At 63.0% G+C, this 17,197-nt stretch carries 16 protein-coding genes; 5 read left to right on the forward strand and 11 right to left on the reverse strand.

Translation table 11 applies throughout. The features are described from left to right. Positions 1-272: 272 nt before the first annotated feature. The gene (locus ACFSM5_RS14770) at positions 273-701 is read left to right on the forward strand and encodes a DUF4864 domain-containing protein (protein ID WP_379877210.1); all 429 of its coding nucleotides are present in this window, start codon (positions 273-275) and stop codon (positions 699-701) included. 3 nt (positions 702-704) lie between these two features. On the opposite strand, the gene ACFSM5_RS14775 is transcribed toward ACFSM5_RS14770, so the two are convergent. Continuing rightward, positions 705-1,712 (reverse strand): hypothetical protein, encoded by a 1,008-nt coding sequence (locus tag ACFSM5_RS14775; RefSeq protein WP_379877211.1) that lies wholly within the window; start codon positions 1,710-1,712, stop codon positions 705-707. 192 nt (positions 1,713-1,904) lie between these two features. Between ACFSM5_RS14775 and gpt the strand changes: the two genes are divergently transcribed. After that, the gene (gene gpt, locus ACFSM5_RS14780; protein ID WP_379877212.1) at positions 1,905-2,402 is read left to right on the forward strand and encodes a xanthine phosphoribosyltransferase; all 498 of its coding nucleotides are present in this window, start codon (positions 1,905-1,907) and stop codon (positions 2,400-2,402) included. A gap of 8 nt (positions 2,403-2,410) precedes the next feature. Then, positions 2,411-3,598, forward strand: a complete 1,188-nt coding sequence (locus ACFSM5_RS14785) for a class I SAM-dependent rRNA methyltransferase (RefSeq protein ID WP_379877213.1) — start codon at positions 2,411-2,413, stop codon at positions 3,596-3,598. Positions 3,599-3,951: 353 nt separating this feature from the next. Here the strand turns inward: ACFSM5_RS14785 and ACFSM5_RS14790 are convergent, their stop codons facing one another. Then, entirely contained in the window at positions 3,952-5,097 is a 1,146-nt protein-coding gene (locus tag ACFSM5_RS14790) for an acyltransferase family protein (protein WP_379877214.1), read from the reverse strand. Positions 5,098-5,210: 113 nt separating this feature from the next. On the opposite strand from ACFSM5_RS14790, the gene ACFSM5_RS14795 reads away from it, so the two are divergent. Then, positions 5,211-5,885 carry a TetR/AcrR family transcriptional regulator gene (locus ACFSM5_RS14795; protein ID WP_379877215.1) on the forward strand — a complete coding sequence of 225 codons (675 nt, stop codon included), beginning with the start codon at positions 5,211-5,213 and terminating at the stop codon, positions 5,883-5,885. Between the two features lie 6 nt (positions 5,886-5,891). Here ACFSM5_RS14795 and ACFSM5_RS14800 read toward each other — a convergent pair whose 3' ends face one another. The 3 genes from ACFSM5_RS14800 to ACFSM5_RS14810 are packed head-to-tail and all read right to left on the reverse strand — an operon-like array spanning position 5,892 to position 10,766. Continuing rightward, positions 5,892-9,005, reverse strand: a complete 3,114-nt coding sequence (locus ACFSM5_RS14800; protein WP_379877216.1) for an efflux RND transporter permease subunit — start codon at positions 9,003-9,005, stop codon at positions 5,892-5,894. 4 nt (positions 9,006-9,009) lie between these two features. Next, entirely contained in the window at positions 9,010-10,158 is a 1,149-nt protein-coding gene (locus tag ACFSM5_RS14805) for an efflux RND transporter periplasmic adaptor subunit (protein ID WP_379877217.1), read from the reverse strand. Further along, positions 10,155-10,766: a TetR/AcrR family transcriptional regulator gene (locus ACFSM5_RS14810; protein WP_379877218.1), complete on the reverse strand. Its 612-nt coding sequence runs from the start codon at positions 10,764-10,766 to the stop codon at positions 10,155-10,157. The genes ACFSM5_RS14805 and ACFSM5_RS14810 overlap by 4 nt, the downstream gene beginning before the upstream one ends. Before the next feature lie 191 nt (positions 10,767-10,957). Between ACFSM5_RS14810 and ACFSM5_RS14815 the strand changes: the two genes are divergently transcribed. Further along, on the forward strand, positions 10,958-11,761 hold the full coding sequence (locus tag ACFSM5_RS14815) for a GNAT family N-acetyltransferase (RefSeq protein WP_379877219.1): 804 nt from the start codon (positions 10,958-10,960) through the stop codon (positions 11,759-11,761). Here the strand turns inward: ACFSM5_RS14815 and dapE are convergent. The 6 genes from dapE to yihA all read right to left on the reverse strand — a co-directional run bounded on the left by dapE (position 11,746) and on the right by yihA (position 17,193). Continuing rightward, positions 11,746-12,891: a succinyl-diaminopimelate desuccinylase gene (gene dapE, locus ACFSM5_RS14820; protein WP_379877220.1), complete on the reverse strand. Its 1,146-nt coding sequence runs from the start codon at positions 12,889-12,891 to the stop codon at positions 11,746-11,748. The genes ACFSM5_RS14815 and dapE overlap by 16 nt on opposite strands. Before the next feature lie 2 nt (positions 12,892-12,893). Next, positions 12,894-13,736, reverse strand: a complete 843-nt coding sequence (gene dapD, locus ACFSM5_RS14825) for a 2,3,4,5-tetrahydropyridine-2,6-dicarboxylate N-succinyltransferase (RefSeq protein WP_379877221.1) — start codon at positions 13,734-13,736, stop codon at positions 12,894-12,896. A 23-nt stretch (positions 13,737-13,759) separates the two neighbouring features. Then, entirely contained in the window at positions 13,760-14,671 is a 912-nt protein-coding gene (argB, locus tag ACFSM5_RS14830) for an acetylglutamate kinase (protein ID WP_379877222.1), read from the reverse strand. A 95-nt stretch (positions 14,672-14,766) separates the two neighbouring features. After that, on the reverse strand, positions 14,767-15,690 hold the full coding sequence (locus ACFSM5_RS14835; RefSeq protein WP_379877223.1) for a dienelactone hydrolase family protein: 924 nt from the start codon (positions 15,688-15,690) through the stop codon (positions 14,767-14,769). 92 nt (positions 15,691-15,782) lie between these two features. Continuing rightward, positions 15,783-16,526: a substrate-binding periplasmic protein gene (locus ACFSM5_RS14840; protein WP_379877224.1), complete on the reverse strand. Its 744-nt coding sequence runs from the start codon at positions 16,524-16,526 to the stop codon at positions 15,783-15,785. 4 nt (positions 16,527-16,530) lie between these two features. After that, positions 16,531-17,193 carry a ribosome biogenesis GTP-binding protein YihA/YsxC gene (gene yihA, locus ACFSM5_RS14845; protein ID WP_379877225.1) on the reverse strand — a complete coding sequence of 221 codons (663 nt, stop codon included), beginning with the start codon at positions 17,191-17,193 and terminating at the stop codon, positions 16,531-16,533. Positions 17,194-17,197 lie beyond the last annotated feature (4 nt).

Here is a 17,197-nt window from a genome sequence, read left to right on the forward strand (position 1 = left end):
CGTAAACCTAAAAGCCTAAGTTCCCGTAACGAAGTGACCTTCGCCGGGCGCGCCATGATGGCGCGGAGCCTCTCGCAAGTCAAAGTCGGCGTGAGGAAATCCGCGCATCGCCGTCCATATGTCCTGAGTCAGCGCGGCCCGCAGCCGAAATCGTCAGCTTGCGGCACTCAGTCGCAGCGTCGGTGCGTGAGCGAAATCCGGCTCCCGGCAACCTTGGGGCGCAACCTTTCGCCGTCTGCGGTGTTGTTAGGAAAACATTGCAGGAGGCAGCCATGAGCAGCTTTCGTTCCCTAGCAGTCCTTGCAAGCCTTGTCGCGGCCCCAGCCGCAGCCCTGGCGGAGGCATCGTCTCAGAGCGACGTTACCGTGATCCGCACCACCATCGAGCGGCAGCTCGAAGCCTTCCGCTCCAATGATGGCGCCGCTGCCTTTGCCCTGGCCGCCCCCAAGATCCAGGCCTCCTTCGGCTCACCCGACCGTTTCATCGGCCTGGTGAAGGAGGGATATTCCCCGGTCTTCAAGGCCAAGTCCGTGATGTACGGTCGCCTGGTGAAAAACGAGGATGCGACGCTTCAGCTCGTGCATCTCGTCGATAACCGGGACCGCCCCTGGCTCGCCCTCTACATCATGGAAGCCCAGGCCGATGGCAGCTGGCGTATCGCCGGGTGCCTTCTGACGGGCGATCCCGGCGCGGACATCTGACGGCTATTTGTCCGGCAGCTTCGAGGCATCGGCCTTCGCAGCCAACGTCTCCACGAAGCTCCAGGTCAGCTTGACGTCGACCGTGCCTTCATAGCGGGCGTTGCTGATCGGCAGGACGATCACCGGATCGGTCAGCTTTACCTTGCCCGACTGGCTGCCGGACAGGGGCGCCTTCTGCAGAATGCCGCTGGCCCAGGTCGCGACGTCGCCCGGTAGGGCCGCCAGTTCGCCATCCTCGCTGCCGGTGATGCGGCGCCCGCCTTCCTTGAACTCCGTCTTACCCCGGACGATCGGGAAGAAGAAGCCGCGGGTATAGAGGGTCTTGCTCATCACATCGACGACCGACTGATAGCCCAGGCACTGCAAGGTACGGTGGGCATCCAGCCCAACATAATCCGCCGTCACGGTCTTTTGCGTCGGAACGACACCCCCGACGTCGGCAAGGCCACCTTCGGCCGTGTCATTGACCGTCGCCCGAAGCTTGGTCGGACATCCTTCATAGCCGAACCAGCTTTGGAATTTGGCCGTCTCCTCGACCTCTTCCTCATCGTCCTGAACCGGCGCCGCACCGGTCGGGGGCATCTGGACGCCGCCCATCATCTGCGGCATCAGTTTCATGCCTTCGCGCTGCTGGCACGCCTGATCGCCCTTGCAGAGCGCCATGATCTTCTGCGCCGCCGCCATCAGATCCTGCTGCGACATCGGCGCCGGACCAGTCGAAATTCCCTTCTTGCGCAGATTTTCCTGGGTCTGGGCGATCTTGGCCTGGGCCTTGTTGGCCTTGGCCATGGCGTCGGTCGCATAGTTGGGATCGAGCGGGTTTTCCGTGCTCAGCTCTTTATGGCGCTTCACTACCGTCGCAAAGAAATAGCGCTGGGCGATCTTGCCCTTCTCCCAATTGGTGCCTTCCTTCCAGCTTTCGGTGCCGGATATCGTCAATTCGACCTTCAGAATGCGCCGCTCGTCGGCAAATTCATCAGCCCTGACTTGAGACCCAAGAAGAACAGTCAATAAAATCGCAGAACCGGCAATAAACTGCATTTCCATACCAGAAAGTTATTATCGTTCAATTTGCCTAGCCGGTTTTTGTACCCGATGCCAAGCATATTCAACCCTGTCCCGCCGATGCCACGCTCGACGGCGGCGCGAGCTTGGAGTAAAAGGCCTCGCATTCTCGTGATCCCGCTGTCCGGAGTGCGCATAATGGCCGATGAAGCCGCTTCCCAGAAAACCTTCCCCGTCTCGTGGGAAGAACTCCATCGCAATGCCAAGGCCCTGTCCTGGCGCCTGCTCGACCGCCAGTGGAAAGGCATCATCGCGATTGCCCGCGGCGGCATGGTTCCCGCCGCCATCGTCGCCCGCGAGCTCGATGTCCGTGTGATCGAGACCATCTGCGTCAAATCCTACAGCGACGATCATCGCCGCGGCGAAATCCAGATCCTGAAGGGCGTCACCGAAGCAGTCGGCGATGGCGAAGGCTGGCTGATTGTCGACGATCTGGTCGATACCGGCCTGACCGCCAAGGCTGTGCGCGAAATGCTGCCCAAGGCCCATTTCGCCACCGTCTATGCCAAGCCGTCGGGCCGCCCGATGGTCGACACCTTCGTGACCGAAGTCAGCCAGGACACCTGGATCTACTTCCCTTGGGACATCGAACTGCAGTTCGCCCAGCCCATCGCGACCACCCGCCGCCAGGGCTGAGCAAAACCATGACCGCACTGCCGATCCTGCGTCTGCAAGCCGGACGCGACCGACGCATTGGCTCCGGCCACCCGTGGGCCTATTCCAATGAAGTCGTGATGGACGCAGCAGCCAAGGCGCTGCCGCCCGGATCGCTGGTGCGGGTCGATGCGGCCGAGGGTGGTGCCCTCGGTCTCGCGACCTTCAATCCCCATACCCTGATCGCCGCCCGTCTGCTGACCCGCGACCTTGGCGCCACGATCGATGAGGCGTTTCTGGCCGGTAAGTTCAAGGCTGCCCTCGCCCTGCGCGATGCGCTTTACGATGCGCCTTATTACCGTCTGGTCCATGCCGAAGCCGACGGCCTGCCCGGTCTGATCGTCGACCGCTATGGCGATATTCTGACCGTGCAGATGAATACCGCCGGGATGAACCGTCTGCGCGAACCATTGATCGCGGCTTTGACCTCGGTTCTGAACCCGCGCTCCATCGTTCTGCGCAACGACACACCCGCGCGCGGCATCGAAGGCCTCGACGAAGAAACCGACGTTCTGGGGGATGCCATCGACGGCCCGGTCGAACTGATCGAGAATGGCGTCAAATTCGCCGCCGATCTGGTCGGCGGACAGAAGACCGGCTGGTTCTACGATCAACGCGACAATCGCGCCGCCGCCGCCCGCTTTGCCAAAGGTGGCAAGGTGCTGGACGCCTTCTGCTACGCCGGGGGCTTCGGCCTGACGGCCGCTGTGGCCGGGGCAGCGTCGGTCGAATTCATAGACCGCTCCAAGCCCGCCCTGGATCGCGTGCTCGATGGTGCAGCCCGCAACGGCGTTGACGGGAAGGTTCGCACCATCGCAGGCGATGCCGTGCATGTCATGGAGCGCAAGGCCCAGGATGGCGAGAAATTCGACGTCGTGATCGCCGACCCGCCCGCCTATGTGAAGTCGCGCAAGGATCTCGGCGCCGGTCTCAAGGCCTATCGCAAGATGGCCCGCGTCGCCGCTTCCCTGGTGCGTCCCGGCGGTTACCTGCTGGTCGCCTCCTGCTCGCACAATGTCGAACCGGAAGCCTTCGCGTCGGAAGTCCGCGCCGGTCTCGCCCGCGCTCAACGGAATGGCCGCATCCTGCGTTCCGCAGGCGCTGCAGCCGACCATCCGGTGCATCCCTTCCTGCCGGAAAGCGCCTATCTCAAGGCTCAGCTTCTTCAGCTGGACTAGGCACTACACAACTTTATGTTGTGAGAACAAAACAAAACCGCAACAGTGACGGCACGGCCCGAGGGGCCGTGCGGGAGCGTCCCGTTTTCTTCCAAAAGAAAACGGGACCGGTGCTACCAACACCGATCCCGCCAATCATCATGGTATGAGGAAGCACACCATGACAAATCTAATAAGACGCATATTAGCGTCTTTCTGGCCGTCCCTTGTCAAGCTGCATTGCGAAACCAAGGGGCATATTCTTAGCGTTCACTATGAGCGCAAGAAGAACAGGCTAGAGCGGCATTAAGCCGAAACTGGGGCGGTCTTCGATGAAAGTCAAGGCCGCCCCTGTTTCTACCCTGACGCGCGCCCTAGCGCATTCCAAAAAGCATCGCGGTGATCCGGTTTGTTCCGACCAGACGCGATAGCCCCAGGCTGATCGCGAAGGATAGGCCAGCGATTGCCAGGAACTTCAGCAGCGGCTGCTCGCTCCAGGCCAGGAACAGATAGCCCAGCAGCACGATTGCGGTCTGGTGAAAGATATAGAAGGGGAAGCTGAGCCTGCCAAACCCGGTTAGAAAAGGGAGCGGGCGGTTCAGATAGGCCGCCCCAACACCCAGCGCCCCCAGAAGTGCACTCCATTCAGCCGCCGTCCGCAGGATCAGGCGGATTTCCAGCGTCGGCCGGATACCGCTGAGCATCAGCCCCAGCCACAGGCAGATCAGAAGAACCGCCGCCCCCAGGAAATAGCCCCCATACCGCTTGACGGCAGTGGCCAGAAGCGGACTGGCGGCAATCATCCAGCCGATCAGGATCAGCAGGCCATAGTGCGCATGGTTTGCCCAATCGTCGATCAGCGCATGGGTCTGCGGAAAACTCCGCCGCAAGGCGACCTCCGCCAGGATGACGGGCAGCCCCAGAAGGCAGAGCCCAAAACCATTGGCCAGCTTTTCCGCCAGTCGCTTCGGCCAGATCGCGCGGCGCAGCAGCAGAAAGATCGGCAGCAACGCCAGCGAATAGGCCAGCAGATAGACCAGGAACCAGAGATGGTGCCAGCTGAAGTTCGCCGCCGGATAGCAGCATTGAAAGAACTGGGGATAAAAAGCCAGGAACCCACCGTCGAAATCGATAGGACTCGAACGTCCTGGAAGCCCATGGGCGATCCGCTCCACCCAGACCTGGGGCACAACGGCGACCAGAATACCGACGACAAGCGGTAGGAGGAGGCGCAGGCCCCGTTCCTGTACAAAGCGCCCCGCCGTCCGCTTCTGCAGGCTGAAATGAATGGTCAGGCCGGTCAGCAGGAACAGTAGCGGCATCTGCACGACATTGAAGACAGCCACAAGAATGTCTGCCGCCAGATATTGGCCCGCATCCTTCATATGCCAGGGATCATCGTCGAACAGACGGGCGGTATGAAAGAGGATGAGGCCCAGGATAACGAGGCCACGGAGGTGATCGACATGCAGCATCCGTCCGTCAACACGGACCGGATCACTCTCGGCAGGCATTTTCATCGCAGCATATCCCATAAGGGCTCGTCGCCCGATCAGGGCGGAGACGTGATTTCGGAACGGCCTTCTGCTATATCTGGAGAAGTATCATTAATGAATGAGTCATTCAATTAAAAATGCGCACCCGGAAACCCGGCCGCCGTGCCGATATCGCCAGAGCTGCCCTGACGGTTTTCACCCGCCAGGGCTTCCGACTGACTCAGATGGCCGATGTGGCCCGCGAAGCCGGTGTATCGGCTGGGACACTCTATAGCTATGTCGAGGGCAAGGAGGCGCTGTTCGAACTGGCCTTGCAGGTCGCGCTGGAGCGTCTGCCGCTCGATGAGGAAGAGTTACGGCTGGTCGGCCCGAGCGCGCTTGGGGCTTGGCTGACGGGCGAGCTGCGGGGCGCGGTGAACTGGCCGCGCTTGATGACCGCTACCCGCACCGGCATGCCGATCCCAAAGCCGGAACCGGTGATCGAGGAACTGTTCGATCTGCTGACCCGCCATCGGCATCTCATCTGGCTGCTGGACCGCTGCGCCAACGAGATCCCGGAGCTTGCGGGGGTTTATGAGAGCGAGGTTCGGGACCGCTATATCGCGAAGTTCGCAGCCTTTGTCGGCCGCAGCCCGGCCTTTCAACGCGCCGAGCCGGGGGTGACGGCGGCCACGGCCCGCGCCCTGATGGAGATGGTTGCTTGGATGGCGATGCATCGCCTGCGTGACCGCCTGCCCCCCGCCTGCACGACCGAGGAGGCCAAGCAGGCGGTTGTCGCCATCGCGACGGGCAGGTTGAGCGGAACGCCCTAGGGCCGCCTATTCCGCCGCGTGAGGCACGCGACGGGTGGTCACGGGGACAGGTTCCTCGTCCTCTTCCTTCGGGCCGACAAAGCGGCCAAAGAAGCGCCAGAGCAGCCCGGCCAGATCGTCAATCAGTACGAAGATCGCGGGCACAAAGACCAGCGACAGCATGGTCGATACGATCAGACCACCCATCACCGCGATAGCCATCGGCGCCCGGAACTCGCCCCCGGACCCCAGGGCCAGAGAGGACGGGATCATGCCCGCCACCATCGCCAGGGTGGTCATGATGATCGGACGGGCGCGCTTGCGCCCGGCATCCACGATGGCCTCGGTACGTGAGACACCCTTGGCGATCTCCTCCACCGCGAAGTCGACCAGCATGATCGCGTTCTTGGCGACGATCCCCATCAGCATCAGGAAGCCGATGACGACGGGCATGGAGATCGCATTGTTGGTCACGACCAGGGCGATAAAGACACCACCGATGGAGAGTGCCAGCGAGAAGAGGATGCTGATCGGCAGCAGGAAGGACCCGAACAGCAGCACCAGCACGCCATAGACCAGCATGATGCCCGCGCCCATGGCCGTGGCGAAGCCCTGGAAGACTTCGGCCATCACCTCGGCATCGCCCGATTCGGTCAGACTGACCCCCGGCGGCAGGTTCTGCGCCGTCGGCAGAGCGTAGATCGCCTTCAAGGCCTCACCCAAGGCGTCGGTGCCATGGAGATCGGCCTCGACCGCGATCTTGCGGGCGCGGTCATAGCGGTCGATCCCCGTCGGCCCCTGTCCCAGTTCCATCTGGGCAATGGCGGCAAGCGGCACCATTTGCCCGGAACTGCCGCGTACGGTCAGGGACTCCAGTAGCGAGCTATCGCCCCGGGCGCTGTCGGGCAGCTGCACCCGAACCGGGATCTGGCGGTCGCCGACATTGAACTTGGCCAGATTGGCCGAGACATCGCCGATGGTCGCAACCCGGATGGTCTGGGAGAGCGCTTCAGTGGAAATCCCAAGCTTGGCCGCCCGCTCCAGATCCGGCTTCACCTGCAGTTCGGGCCGGTCCAACGCCGCTGTCGAGACGACATTGGCCACCAGCGGCAGTTTGCGCATATCGGACGCCAGATCATTGGCAACCCGGGCGACCACCTCCTGGTCCGCCCCGACCACCAGCAGCGACAGGCCGCGCTGACCATTCTCGTTCACGAACCAGAAGCGGACGTCCGGCTGATCCGAAACAAGGCTGGAGATGGCGCTTTCCATATGCTTCTGGGTTCGCTCGCGCTCGCCTTTCCCCGTCAGATTGACGATCAGCGAGGCCTTACGGACTTCCGAGCCCGCGCCCAGGATACGCCCACCGTCGACATAGACATTGGCGATTTCCGACATGGCCTTCAGACCATGGGAGATCTTGTCGACCGTCGCTTCGGTGTCGGCAAGGCGGCTGCCGGGCGGCAGTTCCAGGGCCAGCACGATACGCGAGGTATCTTCGGCCGGCAGGAACCCCGACGGCAGCAGCTGGGTGGAATAGACGGAGGCCGCAAAGATCGCGAGGCCGAGCAACACCGTCTTGAAGCGATGGCGCACCGCCCAGGCAACCGTGCGGGTATAGCGCCGCATGATCGCGCCTTCCTGCTCTTCGCCATGGGGTTTTCCCCGCATGAAATAGGCCGCCATCATGGGCGTTATGAGACGCGCCACGAGTAGCGAGAACAGCACGGCCACCGCGACCGTCAGGCCAAACTGGCGGAAATATTGCCCGGCGATTCCGCTCATGAAGCTGACGGGCGCGAACACGGCAACAATGGTGAAGGTGATGGCGATAACGGCAAGGCCGATTTCATCTGCCGCCTCCATCGCCGCGCGATAGGGCGTTTTACCCATCTGGCGATGGCGCACGATATTCTCGATCTCGACAATCGCATCGTCGACCAGAATACCGGTGACCAGGGTGATCGCCAGCAGGCTGACGAGATTCAGCGAAAAGCCGAGGCTGTTCATCACCCAGAAGGTCGGCAGGATCGACAGAGGCAAGGCAACTGCCGTCACCAGCGTCGCCCGCCAGTCGCGCAGGAAGATGAAGACCACCAGCACCGCCAGCAGCGCGCCTTCCACCAGCGTATCCATCGCGCTTTCGAAGTTGCCGACCGTATAGGCGACGTAGGTATCGATCAGATTGAGGCTGACCTCACCGTCATGGGCGGCGTTCAGACCCTTGACCTTGGCTTCCACCAGTTCGGCGACGGTCGCATCGCTGGCGCCCTTGGAGCGATAGATCGAGAAGGCGACGATGGGCTGCCCGTTCAGACGCGCGAAGGTCTTGGGCTCGGCGAAGGCGTCGCTGATGGTTGCGACCTGATCCAGGCGGATCGTCCGCCCACCCGCCACCGGCAGGCTGGTCGCCGCCAGATCTTCGAGAGTCTTGGCGCCGCCGAGAGTGCGGATCGACTGTTCGACCGTGCCGAGATCGCCCCGGCCGCCGGCCAGATCGACATTGCTGTCGCGCACGGCCTGGCTGATCTCCGCCGCCGTGACGCCGAGGGCCAACATACGGTCGGGGTCGAGGGAGATGCGGATTTCCCGCGTCACGCCGCCGATACGCTCGACCTTCGCAACGCCTTTCACGCCCTGGAGAGCGCGCGTCACCACGTCGTCGACGAACCAGGACAGTTCCTCGGCGGTCTTGGCGGGGGCAGAGGCGGAATAGGTCACGATCGGCAAGCCGGTCGCATCGATCCGCTGCACGATGGGTTCGTCGATGGTGCGTGGCAGATCGGTGCGGATACGGGCGATGGCGTCCTTGACGTCATTGACCGCGCGATCCTGTTCGACTTCCAGGCGGAATTCGATGGTCGACACCGACTGCCCGTCGGTAACGGCGGAGATGATGTGCTTCACCCCGGCAACGCCGGCGATGGCATCTTCGACCTTCTTCGTGACCTGGGTTTCGAGTTCGGCCGGGGCTGCACCCGACTGGGTAACGGCCACCTGCACCAGGGGAATATCGACGTTCGGAAAGCGGGTGATCGGCAACGCGCTGAACGACACGATGCCCAGGATCATCAGCACGCCGAAGAGCACAATCGACGGGATCGGCTTGCGGATCGACCAAGCGGAGATATTGACGGCCATGGGACTATTCCTTGCCCCCGATCACGGGACGGACGACGTCGCCCTGGCGCAGGAACGAGCCCGAACGCGCCACGACGGCGGCACCGGCAGCAATGCCCTCTTGCACTTCGATGGACGCGCCATCCACCAGTCCGGTCACAATCGGCTTGGTGACGATGCGGTCGTTCTCGATGATCTGGATCGACTTGCCACCATTGGTGAATAGGACAGCCGATGCAGGGATCGCCAGGGTTTCGCGCTGATTGGTGATGATGGCGCCACGCATGAAATTGCCCGAGGCAGCCTTGGTTTCGGACGCCAGCGCGATACGGACGAGGCCGAGGCGGGTCACCGGGTCCACCCGCGGCGCGATCAGCCGGATGGTGCCCGTTGCGGCACTGCCGTCCGGCAGCGTCAGTTCAGCCTTCTGCCCGATGGCCAGACGCGCATAGCGCTGTTCCGGCACCTCGGCCGCAAGATCGAGTGCACCATTTTCGATGATGCTGAACATCGGATCGGCAGCAGACGAGGCGAGCCCGCCCAGCTTGGCATTCCGGCGCGAGATGATGCCATCTGCCGGGGCTTTCACTTCGGCCTGACCGAAGCGGATACGTTGTTCGCGGCCCTGGGCATCGATCTCGGTGAGACTGGCTTCGGAAGCGCGCAGCCCGTCCCGGGCCGAGGCCAGACGGGCCGAGGCGGTGCGCGCAGCCGCCGTGCGCTGGTCGAGCTGCTCCTGACTACCCGCGCCCGTGGTCCGCAGCGCCTGGGCGCGTTTCAGCGCGGCATTCGCCTCGGTCAAAGCGGCATCGGCTTCGGCGATCTGGGAGCGCGACTGCGCGATGGCGGCAACGGCCCGGCTGCGGGCGCCATCGCTCTGCGCAACTTGGGTCGCCAGGGTTTCACGCGACAGGCGGGCCAGCACCTGACCTTTGGTCACCCGGTCGCCCTCTTCCACCAGAATTTCTGCAATGCGCAGCCCATCCACCTCGGGCGCGACCAGGATCTCTTCGCGCGGCACCACGGTGCCGGTCACGGAAACCCGCTCGGTCAGAGTCTGACGGGCTGCCAGCACGGCACTGACCGCCGGCGGCTTCGGCCCGGCTTCCACTTTTGCCTCCTGGGCGGCAACGGGCAGAGTGGCAAGGACGAGGACGAAAGGCAGATATTTCATGGAACGAGGTCCGATTTCTGAATCATGAGATTGCTGCGGATCAGCTTGAAAAGCCCATCGATGAAGTGGGCCGCATCGAAGGTCGGGTCTGTTGCGCGCCGCCAGAAGACGCCGTCGCTAAGAACAATCAGGGTATCGACGATCAGTTCCGGATCGCCCTTCGCGATCAGACGGCCATCGGCAACACCCTGCAGCGTCAGCGCCCGGAAACGCTCATTGATCAGGTGATCCGTCTCATGGACGGTCGCCGCGACATCGGGATTACGATTCGCTTCCGCGAAAATCTCCACCATCAGCTTCATCCGGCTGACGGGTTCGTTGACGCAATAGTGCACCAGCATGCCCTGCAGCGCGTCGAGAAGGTTCGGCACCGCTTCAATCTGCGCGATACCGGCCATGACTTCCTGGCGATCACGCTCGCAGATGCCGACGATCAGCGCTTCCTTGGACTTGAAATAGAGATAAAGCGCGCCCGGACTCACCCCGGCCTCGCGGCAGATATCCTGCATCGTGGTAGGATGAAAGCCCTTGCTGGCAAAGCAGCGTTCGGCACCTTGCAGGATCGCCATACGGCGGTCGTTCTGCTGTTGAGGAGTCAGTTTTGGCATAAAACGAACGCTCGTTCTTTTTTAACCGTTCGTCAACACCTGTTTTCGCAATGCACAAAAGCATAATACGATGCCCATCGCCAACAGGTACACTGCTACGCCAAGGTATGGCAGCGCCTCTTGGCATTCACTCCTGTCGATGTTAAGCAGGAGGTGGGTCTTCCGAGTTCATATGTCAGGCGGCGGGCCCGATGTCTCTTCATTTCGATATCGAAACAATTGAGCTTGCAGCCCTGTCGGACCTGCATGCGATTGCCCATTGTCAAGGCATCGCTGCCGCACGCTATCGCCAGGAAACCCTGGGTGCCCTGACCCTTTCCCTTGCTCCCCATGAACCGCAGTGCCTGGAGTTGAACCGGGCGCTGGGCATGGGCGGTCGCGAGCCGATCAGCTTCGATGCCATCATGGACGTGGTCGATTGTTATCGCGCCGCCGGGATTCCGAATTTCCTGCTGCATGTGGATGACCGCCGAGCCACGCCGGACTGTCTGCGCTGGTTATCGGAAGCAGGCTTGGCCGCGCGCCGCCGCTGGGTAAGCTTCACCCGCCCGCCGCTGCCCGCGCCCCCAATCACCTCCGCCTTCACGGTGGAGGAGATCGACAGTCTGCATGCCGATGCCTTCGCAAGGATCGGCGGCTATTGCTTCAGCTTGTCGGAATCCCTGCAGCCCCTGCTGGCAGGGCTGATCAACCGGCCAAACTGGCATGTCTTCATGGCGTTCGAAAAGGAACGGCCGGTGGCGGGGGCCGCCCTCTATGTCCGGGACGGCATCGCCTGGTTCGACTGGGCGGCGACCGACCCCGTCATGCGGCGGATGGGGGCCCATCAAGCCCTGCTGGCCGCCCGCATCGATGCGGCCAACGCCCTTGGCTGCCGGCTGATGGTGACCATGGTGGGAGAGGATGTGCCGAGCCGCCCGCAACCCGCCTTCCATAATGTGGAGAGGGCGGGTTTCAAACCGGTCTTCAGCCGCGCGAACTACGCGCCGAAATAACCGTCGAGGATGCGGCGGTAGATCTTGGTCAGCGACAGCAGATCGGCCACGGCCACCCGTTCATCCACCTTATGCATCGTCTGCCCCACCAGGCCGAATTCGACCACGGGGCAGGCATAGCGAATGAACCGCGCGTCCGAGGTGCCACCAGTGGTGCTGAGGTCCGGCTTACGGCCGGTTTCAGCCTCGACAGCCTGCGCGACCAGCGCCGACAGTTCGCCCGGCGGCGTCAGAAAAGCCTCGCCCGAGGTGACGCACTTCAACTGATACTCAACACCCACGCTATCGAGCTTGCGGCGGATATCGGCCTCCAGGCTTTCGCCGGTCCAGATATCGTTGAAGCGGGTGTTGAAGACCGCCTCGGCCCGGGCTGGGATAACGTTATTAGCCGGATTGCCGACATCGACCGTGGTGACTTCCAGGTTCGAGGGCTGGAAATGCGGCGTGCCGTCATCGATGGCGCCATTGCCCAGCGCCATCAGCAGCTTGACCAGCTTCGGCACCGGATTATCGGCCAGATGCGGATAGGCCACATGGCCCTGAACCCCATCAACGGACAGATAGCCGGTCTGGGATCCGCGGCGGCCGATCTTCATCATCTCGCCCATCGCACGCGGGTTGGTCGGCTCGCCCACCACGCAATGGTCCAGGCGCTCGCCCTTGGCTTTCAGCCAGTCGAGCATCTTCTTGGTGCCATTGATCGCGACCGCTTCCTCATCGCCCGTGATCAGCAGGCTGATCGATCCGTCGAGCCCCGGATTATCGGCCAGGAAATCGGCGGCGGCAGCAGCGAAAGCGGCAATCGCGCTCTTCATATCCACCGCACCACGGCCATAGAGATAACCCTCGATGATCTCGGCGCCGAAAGGATCTACCGACCAGCCTTCGATCTTGCCGACCGGCACCACGTCGGTATGTCCGGCAAAGCAGAAATGCCGCCCGCCGTTTCCCCACCGGGCATAGAGATTATCGATGGGATCGGTCCCCGCTTCCTCGAACCGCAGCGGATGGCAGACGAAGCCCAGAGGCTCGACAGCCGCCCGCAACACACCCAAGGCCCCTTCGTCGGCGGGCGTGACGCTCGGGCGACGGATCAGATCCTGGGCGAGGAGAACGGGGTCCAACACCATGGTTAGCTGCGCAGCAGTTCGTTGATCGCGGTCTTGGCGCGGGTCTGCGCATCGACACGCTTCACGATCACGGCGCAATAGAGGCTGGGGCCTGGCGAACCGTCGGGTAGAGGCTTGCCCGGCAGGCTGCCCGGCACCACCACCGAATAGGCGGGAACGCGGCCGATGAAGACTTCGCCCGTCTCGCGGTCGATGATCTTGGTGGAGGCGCCAATGAAGACACCCATGGAGAGCACGGCGCCCTCCTCCACGATCACGCCTTCGACAACCTCGGAGCGTGCACCGACAAAGACATTGTCCTCGATGATCACGGGACCAGCCTGGAGGGGCTCCAGCACGCCGCCGATGCCGACACCGCCCGACAGATGGACGTTCTTGCCGATCTGGGCGCAGGAGGCGACGGTCACCCAGGTATCGACCATCGTGCCGCTATCGACATAGGCGCCGAGGTTGATGAAGGACGGCATCAGGATGACACCCGGCGCGACATAGGCGCTGCGGCGCACGATGCTGCCCGGCACGGCGCGGAAACCGGCCGCGCGGAAATCGTCATCGCCCCAGCCCTGGAACTTCGACGGCACCTTGTCCCACCAGGACGACCCGCCGGGGCCGCCGGGGATCTGGGTCATGTCGTTGAGGCGGAAGGACAGCAGCACCGCCTTCTTCAGCCACTGGTGAACAACCCAGGAACCGCCTTCCTTGGAGGCGACGCGGGCAGCACCACTGTCGAGGGCGTCGAGGGCGGCATCGACCGCCACGCGAACTTCACCGACGGTCGAATGGGTAACATCGTTGCGGGCGTCCCAGACGCCGTCGATGATGGCTTGAGCTTGATCGAGATTCATGGATTGGAAGCCCTTCAGTGCGCTTACGACGCGCGGCGGACGAGCGTACCCGCGCCACCCGAGGTGAAAAGTTCGAGCAGCAGCGCATGCGGCACGCGCCCGTCGAGGATGACCGAGGCCTCGACCCCCTGCATGACAGCGGACATGCAGGTTTCGATCTTCGGGATCATGCCGCCCTGGATGGTGCCATCGGCGATCAGGCGGCGGGCCTGTTCGATGGTCAGATCCGGCAGCAGGTTCTTTTCCTTGTCCAGCACGCCCTTGACATCGGTCAGCAGCAGCAGACGGGTCGCACCCAGGGCACCGGCGATGGCACCGGCGGCGGTATCGGCATTGATATTGAAAGTCTCGCAGTCCTTACCCTGACCGATAGGGGCGATGACCGGAATAATGTCCGAACGTGCGAAGACCGACAGCACATGGGCATTCACATGCTCGGGCTCGCCGACAAAACCGAGGTCGATGACCTTTTCGATATTGCTGTCGGGATCGACCTTGGTGCGGGTCAGGCGGCGGGCGGTGATGAGGTTGCCATCCTTGCCCGACAGGCCGATGGCGGTGCCACCCGCGCGGTTGATCGAACCAACGATCTGCTTGTTGATCGACCCGGCCAGAACCATTTCGGCAATCTCGACCGTCGCGGCGTCGGTGACGCGCAGACCGTCGACGAAACTCGACTGGATCTTCAGGCGTTCCAGCATCTTGCCGATCTGCGGCCCGCCACCATGGACGACCACCGGATTGATGCCAATCTGCTTCAGAAGCACGACATCGCGGGCGAAGATATCGCCCAGCGCATCGTCGCCCATGGCATGGCCGCCGTATTTGATCACGAAGGTTTTACCGGCGAAGCGACGCATGAACGGCAGGGCATCGGAAAGAATGCCAGCCTTGGTCGGCCAATCGACAGCGGAGGTGTCGGGAAAAGTGCTCATCGGCGGGTCGGTTCCCTAGGAAAAACGACGGTGAAGGAACGACAGAAGTTAAACGGGCCGCATACTGAGGCAAGGCTTCCTGTCACGCAAACAGCTTATTGCATTGCGGGCATTAAAAACGTCGCGACCGCACTGCCGACCCGCGTGATGGCAGCGTCCAGCGCCTGCCGATTACCCCCGACAGTGCCGCCCCGCCCCATGCAGGATCGCAGATAGCCATCGATGCCATCGGCCGGTATCGCCGCGCCCGTATCCATCATGCGCCCTGCCACCACCGGCTCAAGCTCGATTTCCAGGCGACAGTCGCGGGCGCTTTGCAGAATCGACAGACGACGCGGCGCCTGGGGCAGGTCGAAACCATGAAACGCGCCAGGAAACACCTCCATCGCCACCGGCGCACCCTTGGACCGGAACCAGTCGGCATAGGGCACACACGCCGCAGCAGGAGTGAGATCGTCAGCCCCCGCCAGCAGCATCAGGATCGGCGCCGGACTGACCGAAGTCGCCTTATAGGGGATCGAGCAGGAGGTATAGAAGGCGATATGGAGCGCAAACATCAGATCCTGATGTGGCAACACCGCCCGCCTGAAAGGGTCGAGCGCACTGTAAAGCGCCACCTGCCCACCTTTGGAGAACCCCATGATGCCGATTCGTTTGGCATCGATCCCGGGATGCGTCGCCAGCAGGGCCAAGGCCGACAGCGCATCGGCGGTGGAGGCCGCCAGCGACAGGCGGCTCTGATCCGCCCCGGTCGCGCCTAAGCCGCGCGGACCAAAACTGTCGATCACGAAGGTCGCGACCCCAAGGGCGCGTAGCCGCTCCGCCCAGGTCTCCTCCCGCCCGGCCATCATGCCGCCGCTGCCATGCGCCAGCACCATGGCCGGATAGACGCCGGTCGGTCCCGGCAGCGTCAACGTTCCGCGGATGGGCGACACAGGCGCCTGACCGGCCAGCAACGCGCTTGGGCCGGAGGGCGTGAGGGAGAGAAACTCCAATGCACCCGTCGCCCCATCGCTCAAGTCCGCTCTTGGCGAAGCGCGCATCGGTCCGGTGAGGGCAAATAGGAAAAAGACGACGCAACAGGCGCGGACCAGGACTTGCCCTGTCCAGTTCACGGCGCGACGGCCTCGCGCTCGATAGCGGCAACAGCCCCCTTGGCGGCCAGGCGCTCCAGCGCTTCATCGATCCGCTCGACCAGGGGCTTCCCCTTGGAGCCCCAGAGGATGAAGTGGGGATGAATACGTGATGGGATCGGCGTCTGCACGACAGCCGGTAACCCCGGCGCCCTGGTCCGCCGCCAGGCCGCAATCAGCGGCGCATTCGCGACGACAAGTTGGGTCGTCCCGTCATTCAGTGCCCGCAGGCAATCCGACATGGTTTGCGGCTGGGACAGGACGACATCCCCGGCGAGCTGAGCCAGGACCAACCTCTCGGGCAAGGCGAACCCTCGGGGGACGCAGACGATATCGCCATAGAGCGTCGACAGATCACTGACCAGGGAGATCGGCCGGTCGGCAAGCGCCCAATAGGCCTCCACAACGGTGAAGAAGGGGCGCGAAAAGGTGAAACGGCCTTCCCGCTCGGGCGTACGGATATAGGGGAAGATGCCATGAACGTCCCCACGGTCGGCCATGATTTCGGCCCGCGCCCAGGGGACGTAATGGATCTCGATGGGGATGCCTGCCTCGCGCTCAATCTGGCGGACCAGCTTGATGGCAAGGCCGCCATCGGCCCGCATGCTATCGACCCAGGGGGTATAATCTTCGCCGGTGGCAAGGCGCAGGGGTTCCTGCCCGACGGCGCTCGTCGCGATCAGGGTGCCAAAAACCGCAAGCAAGGCACCGACGCTCCGCATCGATTTATCCGAGGCTTGCCAACAGATGGAGCGAGGCTCTGAGGTCTTCGATGCCCTGGCCCGTTTCGGAACTTGTCACCATCACCTCCGGATGAGATGCCGGACGTTTGGCCAATTTCGCCTTCGTCTCTTCCCACACGCGGGTGAGAGCACCGGGCTTCACCTTATCAGCCTTCGTCAGGACTACCTGATACGATACAGCACGATGATCGAAAATCGTTAATTCTTCGAGATCATTCTCTTTAAGCCCGTGGCGCGAGTCGATCAGGACCAGCACCCGGCGCAGCGTCACGCGGCCGCTGAGGTACTGATCCATCACCCGCTTCCAGCGCGCGATCTCGGTCTTGGGCACCGCCGCATAGCCGTAACCCGGCATATCGACCAGCAGCAGCGTTTTATTCAGCTCGAAGAAATTGAGCTGCTGGGTGCGACCGGGGGTGTTCGAGGTGCGGGCCAGCGTATTGCGGCCGGTCAGGGCATTCACAAGGCTGGATTTGCCGACGTTCGAGCGCCCGGCGAAGGCAACTTCGGGCAGCGAGAAGGGCGGCAGCCGGTCGATGGTCGGCACCGCCGCGACGAAGTCGCACGGACCCGCGAAGAGCTTGCGCCCTTCTTCCCTGGCCGCTGCCCATTCGGCAGCGTTTAGACCTTCGCGCCCCTCGCTCATCGGA

This window comes from Lacibacterium aquatile, from assembly GCF_042683105.1.
Classification (GTDB): Bacteria; Pseudomonadota; Alphaproteobacteria; order Elsterales; family Elsteraceae; genus Lacibacterium; species Lacibacterium aquatile.

Excerpts from the sequence above, each read along its gene's own strand:
- argB (WP_379877222.1), bottom strand. The coding sequence starts at position 14,671 with ATGAGCACTTTTCCCGACACCTCCGCTGTCGATTGGCCGACCAAGGCT.
- dapD (WP_379877221.1), bottom strand. The coding sequence starts at position 13,736 with ATGAATCTCGATCAAGCTCAAGCCATCATCGACGGCGTCTGGGACGCC.
- gpt (WP_379877212.1), top strand. The coding sequence starts at position 1,905 with ATGGCCGATGAAGCCGCTTCCCAGAAAACCTTCCCCGTCTCGTGGGAA.
- ACFSM5_RS14785 (WP_379877213.1), top strand. The coding sequence starts at position 2,411 with ATGACCGCACTGCCGATCCTGCGTCTGCAAGCCGGACGCGACCGACGC.
- ACFSM5_RS14770 (WP_379877210.1), top strand. The coding sequence starts at position 273 with ATGAGCAGCTTTCGTTCCCTAGCAGTCCTTGCAAGCCTTGTCGCGGCC.
- ACFSM5_RS14790 (WP_379877214.1), bottom strand. The coding sequence starts at position 5,097 with ATGAAAATGCCTGCCGAGAGTGATCCGGTCCGTGTTGACGGACGGATG.
- ACFSM5_RS14815 (WP_379877219.1), top strand. The coding sequence starts at position 10,958 with ATGTCTCTTCATTTCGATATCGAAACAATTGAGCTTGCAGCCCTGTCG.
- ACFSM5_RS14805 (WP_379877217.1), bottom strand. The coding sequence starts at position 10,158 with ATGAAATATCTGCCTTTCGTCCTCGTCCTTGCCACTCTGCCCGTTGCC.
- ACFSM5_RS14795 (WP_379877215.1), top strand. The coding sequence starts at position 5,211 with ATGCGCACCCGGAAACCCGGCCGCCGTGCCGATATCGCCAGAGCTGCC.
- dapE (WP_379877220.1), bottom strand. The coding sequence starts at position 12,891 with ATGGTGTTGGACCCCGTTCTCCTCGCCCAGGATCTGATCCGTCGCCCG.
- ACFSM5_RS14810 (WP_379877218.1), bottom strand. The coding sequence starts at position 10,766 with ATGCCAAAACTGACTCCTCAACAGCAGAACGACCGCCGTATGGCGATC.
- yihA (WP_379877225.1), bottom strand. The coding sequence starts at position 17,193 with ATGAGCGAGGGGCGCGAAGGTCTAAACGCTGCCGAATGGGCAGCGGCC.
- ACFSM5_RS14840 (WP_379877224.1), bottom strand. The coding sequence starts at position 16,526 with ATGCGGAGCGTCGGTGCCTTGCTTGCGGTTTTTGGCACCCTGATCGCG.
- ACFSM5_RS14800 (WP_379877216.1), bottom strand. The coding sequence starts at position 9,005 with ATGGCCGTCAATATCTCCGCTTGGTCGATCCGCAAGCCGATCCCGTCG.